Origin of the sequence: Streptomyces niveus (assembly GCF_001723055.1) — a bacterium.
GTDB classification, from domain to species: Bacteria; Actinomycetota; Actinomycetes; order Streptomycetales; family Streptomycetaceae; genus Streptomyces; species Streptomyces niveus.
Genome location: NZ_MDCR01000504.1, coordinates 1 through 5,542 on the forward strand (window position 1 = coordinate 1; position 5,542 = coordinate 5,542).

Annotated in this window: 6 protein-coding genes; 1 reads left to right on the forward strand and 5 read right to left on the reverse strand. The window is 69.4% G+C overall.

What is annotated here, in order from left to right:
- The 5 genes from BHU15_RS36975 to BHU15_RS36995 all read right to left on the reverse strand — a co-directional run.
- Positions 1-524: DnaB-like helicase N-terminal domain-containing protein (locus BHU15_RS36975; RefSeq protein WP_303741444.1), on the reverse strand; the 524-nt coding region annotated here is incomplete at its 3' end.
- Positions 524-1,786 (reverse strand): DNA cytosine methyltransferase, encoded by a 1,263-nt coding sequence (locus BHU15_RS36980; RefSeq protein WP_069631077.1) that lies wholly within the window; start codon positions 1,784-1,786, stop codon positions 524-526. The genes BHU15_RS36975 and BHU15_RS36980, both read right to left, overlap by 1 nt.
- On the reverse strand, positions 1,783-2,661 hold the full coding sequence (locus BHU15_RS36985) for an adenine nucleotide alpha hydrolase family protein (protein ID WP_079128635.1): 879 nt from the start codon (positions 2,659-2,661) through the stop codon (positions 1,783-1,785). Before BHU15_RS36985 ends, BHU15_RS36980 begins: the two co-directional genes overlap by 4 nt.
- Before the next feature lie 505 nt (positions 2,662-3,166).
- Positions 3,167-3,652, reverse strand: coding sequence for a hypothetical protein (locus BHU15_RS36990; protein ID WP_069631079.1), 486 nt, complete (start codon positions 3,650-3,652; stop codon positions 3,167-3,169).
- 62 nt (positions 3,653-3,714) lie between these two features.
- Complete coding sequence (locus tag BHU15_RS36995; protein ID WP_069631080.1) at positions 3,715-4,632, reverse strand: hypothetical protein; 918 nt, start codon at positions 4,630-4,632, stop codon at positions 3,715-3,717.
- 304 nt (positions 4,633-4,936) lie between these two features.
- On the opposite strand from BHU15_RS36995, the gene mihF reads away from it, so the two are divergent.
- Complete coding sequence (gene mihF, locus BHU15_RS37000; RefSeq protein ID WP_069631081.1) at positions 4,937-5,251, forward strand: integration host factor, actinobacterial type; 315 nt, start codon at positions 4,937-4,939, stop codon at positions 5,249-5,251.
- Positions 5,252-5,542 lie beyond the last annotated feature (291 nt).

Below are 5,542 nucleotides of genomic sequence, written 5' to 3' on the forward strand. Positions count from 1 at the left end.
GGGTGGGGCGGGAATCGGGTGGCGATGGTGTCGACCACGGTGGTGAGGGCGCCGGCTTCGGCGAGGGTGGTGGCCACGCGGTGGGGGAGCGAGGTGTCCAGGGCGGTGTGGATGAGCCGGTGGGCGGCGGCGCGCAGGAGGCGCCGGGCGTGTTCCGCTTCGATGATTCGCGCGTACGCCGGAGCGTGCCGGGGCTGGGGGCAGAGCTGGATCAGGTGGTGCAGGTAGGCGGTGGTCAGTCCGCGTGTCTGCTCTCCGGCGGCGGTGAGTACCTGGTTGAGCCATGTCGTGGTCGTGGCGTGCTGGGCCGGGTCGGGGACGGGCAGGGTGCGGATCGCGGTGAACAGCGCGGCGTGTCCGGCGGTGGAGAACGCCTCGGGGGTGATGCCGGTCAGGTTGGCGGCACGGTGGGGTTCGAGGAGGAGCGCGCCGAGGAGTGCCTGCTCGACGTGGACCACCGGAGGCGGAGGCGGTGGCGCGAGCAAGTCGTCGCTGTCCTCGATGGGGTCGGGGGTTCGGGGCATCAGGCGGCCAGCGTGAAGTTGTCCGGGTTGAGGGGGAGTTGAAGGTGCGGGGCGAGCAGGTGGGCCGCGAGCAACGGGGGAACGGCGTTGCCGATCTGCGAGAACTGCTGCCCCTTGTTGCCGGCCCACGGGTAGTCGGCGGGGAAGGTCTGCAGGAGCCCGGCCTCGCGGGCGGTGATCCGGATCGACTCCGGCACCACCAGCTGCCCGCCGTCTGCCCGACGGGCTTCTGAGGGCTCGGGCACCCAGACGCATTCGTTGGCGCGGTGTCCGAAGAACAGCGTCCCCGCCGGCTCGGCGAGCGACCGGATCGTCGCGTTGGCCTGGTTGTTGCTGCGCAATGACCACGACCAGCGGTGCGTTCCGGCTGCCACCGGTTCCTCGACGGGATGGTCACCCCGTGTGCTGGACGGTGCGGGCCGACCAGCGACTTCCCGTTGGGGCGACGACGGGCCCCAGGTTGCCCGTGGGGTCCAGGTGCCGCGGTCGCGGGCGTCGGTCAACGTCTTACGGGAGCCGGAGGGGAACGGTTCGGGTCCGCCGCCGGGTCCGCCGCCGGCGCAGACGGTGGGCACGGGGCGGTCGGTGGCGCCCCAGCCGAGCGCGGTGGCCATGGACACCCACTGGGCGCGGCCAGGCCCGAACAGGCTCTCGGGCTCGGCGGCTTGGGCGTGGGTCGGTGCCGGTGGTTCGGCTGTCCGTACGCGGGAGGCGAGCAGGATCGCCCGCCTCCGGGTCTGCGGTACCCCGTAGTCGGCGGCGTTCAGGATGCCGGTCCAGACGGAGAATCCCCACCGGCGCAGGATCGCGGCGTACTGCTTCCACAAAGGCAGTACGTCCGGCACTTCCTCCATGAGCACCCATTCCGGCTCGTCCACCGTGTTCAGGGAGTGGAGGTAGCGCATCGGCTCGGCCGCCAGCAGGGACCGCTCGTCCTGGCAGGAGGCGAGGAGCCGTTCGCGGGTGTCGCGCCCCTGGGCCAGGTCGGCGACGGCTTGGTGGACCAGCGGCTGGTCGAGGAGGCCGAGGCGTTTGCCGGCCATCGACCACGCCTGGCACGGCGGCGAGGCGATCAGCCCGTACGTCCGGCCGAGGAAGGGCCACACTGGGTACATCGCCACGTCGGTACGGACCGTCAACTGACCGGCCAACATACGGGTCTTGCACGCCCACTGGTCCCATTCCAGTCCGACGTCCCGTACGCCGAGCACGGACAGGGCACGGCTCCAGCCGCCGGGACCCGCGAACAGGTCCAGGATCAAGAAGCCAGCCCGAAGTCGCCCTGCACCGGCTCGACTTCACCTCGGCAGGCCCACGGTGAACACCCGTCGGCCGCCCCGTGCTCCGCCTCGTCCGCCTCGGGTGTTCCACCGTCGCCGAGCTGCTGTTGGCGGGCGGCCCATTCGGAGGCCGTGACGTGGTCGATCGGCGCGTCGGAGAGCGGGACGCGGGAGCGGTGCAGGAACGCCTGCCCGAGCAGGTGGTTGCCGGAGGCGTTCGCGCGGGCGTTGCCCTTACGGATAGCGGCGTCGAACTCCACCACGTCCTGCCACTCTTCGGGGCTCGTGTCGCGGATGTGCCGCCACTGGGCGTTGCCGTGGAACGGGCACCCCAGACAGCTCGACTTGGGGGTGTCGGCGAGCCCGAGGGAGGTGAGGTAGCGGACGCAGTCGGACCGGGACCAGTTCATATCGGTGATGAGGGGGTGCCGGTTGCGCATGTATTTCACGTCGGCGTCCTTGGCGCGGTGGAATTCGTCGGTGGAGATGCCGACCCACTGATCGACGAACACACCTTTGGGGATACGCGCCGGGTACGGGTAACCCAGGAGTTCACGCACCTTCTTCTTGATCGGCTTTATCTTGTATTCCCCGGTGCATTGCCGTCTCGTCATTCCGGCCCTGCCGTCCTTGTTCAGGATATGAAGCGGCATGGAAGCGAACCGGTGATCCGCGTCCAGTGCGTCGGCGCGTATGTTTCCGGAGGAGACGCGGAAGATTGGGATGCCTGCCAGCTGGGCTATTTCCCGTTCCAGGCGGTCTAGGTGATCGTAGACAGTTTTCGGTTCCCATCCGGTGTCGGCAAATATTGCGTAGTCGACCTTCGGAAGTTTTCCTTCGGCGGAAAGGGCGAGCATGGCGCTGGACTGGATTCCGGCGCCGAGCGAGATAGATCTGAATACGGGAGCAGGGGGAATAGTGCGTCCTTGCGGCGGGTGGTGTCGTGGTCGGGTGGAGGGGCTTTGGCCGGTGTCGTGTTCGGGCTGGGGTCGGCCTTGTCCGGTGCGGGTCCCGGAGCGGACAGGTGGGTCAAGCCACGGGGGCCGGCCACCCTGGTCACGGGAGTTCCTGCGGTGGGGTGATCGGTGACTGTTCGGGTGTGGGCTCGTTGGTCCCTGTGGCAGGTGTATGCCGGGTACTTCGGGCCTTGCCCCCCGGCGGGCTGTCCGTTGGCCCCGTACGCCGGGCTTCCCCTCCTTGGGGCTTGCGTGCGGGGCTTTCGCATGTCCGGTGGTGGAGCACCGGGTGCCGCCGGGGTCTGCGGCCGGGTGTGGTGGCGCTGGGCGACGGTTCGGCGGGCCGTGGTCGGGACCACCGCGACGGTGAGGAGGGTTAAGCCGTCGGCGCGTTGTCGCCCGGGTGTCAGTGGCGCCGGCTGGCCGGTGGCGTAGGGGCGGGGGCTGGAGCGACCGTCCGGTGGAGCGGTTCGCGCTGTTGTTTTGGGCCCGGCGTGATGTTCGTGGTGGGCGGGTTGCTGAAGGCGGGTGCGACGCGGTCGAGGGTCTCGGCGAGCTGCTGGGCCTGGTCGTGGGCGTGGCGCAGTTGTTGGGCGATGTCGTCGGGGAGCCGGTCCCAGTGGGCCTGGTCCTGGTGGCGCTGGATGATCTCGGTGGCGTTGCGCAGCTGGTCGGCGAGCTGGTGCAGGACCGCGGTGCGCTGCTCGGGGCTGGTGGCGGTGTGGGTGGCCTGCAGGAGTGCGTCGAGGGCGGTGGGCAGTGGGGCGTCGTCCACCGGGAGGCCGAAGAGGCGGGCGTGCAGTTCCTGGGCGACGCCGGTGACGGGCCCGCCGCGCCCGCGGTGGCGGAACTCGATGGGTGCCTGGGGCCGGGCGCTGAAGAGGACGGTCACGTCGCGAGGGGCGGCGTCGGGGTGGAGGTGGGCGGCGAGCGCGAGGGCGAGGTCGTGCGCGGTCAGGGTGTCGGAAGTCGTGATGGTCTCCGGGGAGTTGTGGTCAGCGGGTCTCGGGCCCGAAAGGCGTCACCGGCGCGCTCCTGTACTACGGGGGGCTTGGGTGCAGTCATGGCGCTGGTCGCCGGAGTGGCCGCGGGGCGCCGTTGTGCCAGGGCCTGCTGCCCGTGGTCGGTGACGGTGATCTTCTGTCCGTGGAACAGGGAGGTGCTGGTGTCCGCGGTGACGAGTCCGTGTTTGTCGAGGGCCCGGTAGGTGGCGATGGAGATACGGGTGCCGTCGTGGGTGGCGACGCGGGTCACGCCCATCCCTCGCTGCAGACTTTCGTACAGTTTTCCTTGCCCGAGGCTGAGGGCCTGGAGAGCGTCGTACTGGGCGGGGCTGAGTGCGAGACCGGCATCCATCTGAGCGGACTTCGCCTGGTTGGCTTGTGCGTCGGCGAGGTCGCGGGTGATGCCGGTGGCGACGTAGTGGCACCCGGTGGCGCTCAGGTCGAGCTGGTGGACCGCGTCGGTGAGGTGGCCGGTCATGAGCGGTATGGCCGTGGCGTGGCGGGCCACGCGGTCCGACTCGGAGTACGCCGGATAGCCGGGGAACGCCGCGCCTTGAAGGGGGTTGGCGTGCAGGGCACTGGCGAGGTCGTTGCCGGCCTGGGTGGAGGCGATCACGAGCGCGGACAGGCATTCCAGGCTGGCGTGGCTGCCGGGGACGCTGGTGTAGGGGCTGTTGTCGAGGGCGCCCAGGCGGACGAGGAGCGTGGCGGTGAGGTCCTGTGTTTTGAGCAGGAGCGGGCTGATCTGGCGAAGGGCGTCGGTGCCGGGGGTGTAGGAGACGCTGCGCACGCGTGCGCGCAGGGACTCGAATTCCCGTGCCAGATCGCGGAGTTGCTGGGACTGTTCTGGCAGGTCAAGAGGGGGCATGTGGTGGGTGTGGCTCCAGGGAACGGGGTCAGGGGTTTCGGGACGCTGCCTGCAGGGCGGACAGGGTCCGGTGCGGCAGGGCGGTGCCGGACGCCGCGACTACTTCCAGAACGTCCTGCACGTGGCTGTGATCGACGCGATAGCCAGAGCCGGGACGCGACGCGACTGGCTTCACGATCGAGAGGAGTGCGGCTAAAACACCCAATGAGCAGTCAACCCCCACAATTGTCATTACCGTTGTGGGTGAATGGCCCTGAGGGAAGATGAGGATGCCTCAGCCGTAGAGCAAGGGAAGGCGATACCCATGGCACTGCCCGCACTGACCCCGTCACAGAGGGCCGAGGCACTGGAGAAGGCGTTGGCGGTCCGCCGGGAACGCGCGGATCTGATGGCCGCTCTCAAATCAGGGGCCTTGCCACTCCCCGACCTGCTCGCCCGCGAGGACGACATCGTCGGCAAGCTCCGGGTGCGCCGTGTCCTTGAATCACTCCCCGGCATCGGCACCATCCGCGCCGGTCAGCTGCTCACCGATCTGGAGATTTCCGAGAAGCGCCGTATCCAGGGCCTCGGTGCCAGGCAGCGTGCCCGGCTTCTCATACTGTTCCGGACCACGGACTGACCAGAGCGCTCGGGACCCGCGTGCACCGGGTGAACTGTCGAGTGGGGGCGGGCTGGTGAACGCCAGGCCAGTCTTCCCGGCCGTATTGGTCGAGATGGGCCTGGAGTTCGCAGCGCGGTGCAGGTTCGTTCGTTCGAGCGGTGCCGCCGTATCGGTACGGTCCGCCGTTCAGCGGTTGTCCTGCCGGCGGAGCCGTACACCGGGGCCGGTTGCCCCGTTTCTTTCGGTTGCTGGCTTCATTGGTAAGGATGCGGAAGATGTGCCGGGATATGCGCCGTCCCCTTCCCGGCA

What these genes read in the sequence shown, in the direction of transcription:
- BHU15_RS36985 (WP_079128635.1), bottom strand. Translation starts at nt 2,661, where the DNA reads ATGCTCGCCCTTTCCGCCGAAGGAAAACTTCCGAAGGTCGACTACGCA.
- BHU15_RS36995 (WP_069631080.1), bottom strand. Translation starts at nt 4,632, where the DNA reads ATGCCCCCTCTTGACCTGCCAGAACAGTCCCAGCAACTCCGCGATCTG.
- mihF (WP_069631081.1), top strand. Translation starts at nt 4,937, where the DNA reads ATGGCACTGCCCGCACTGACCCCGTCACAGAGGGCCGAGGCACTGGAG.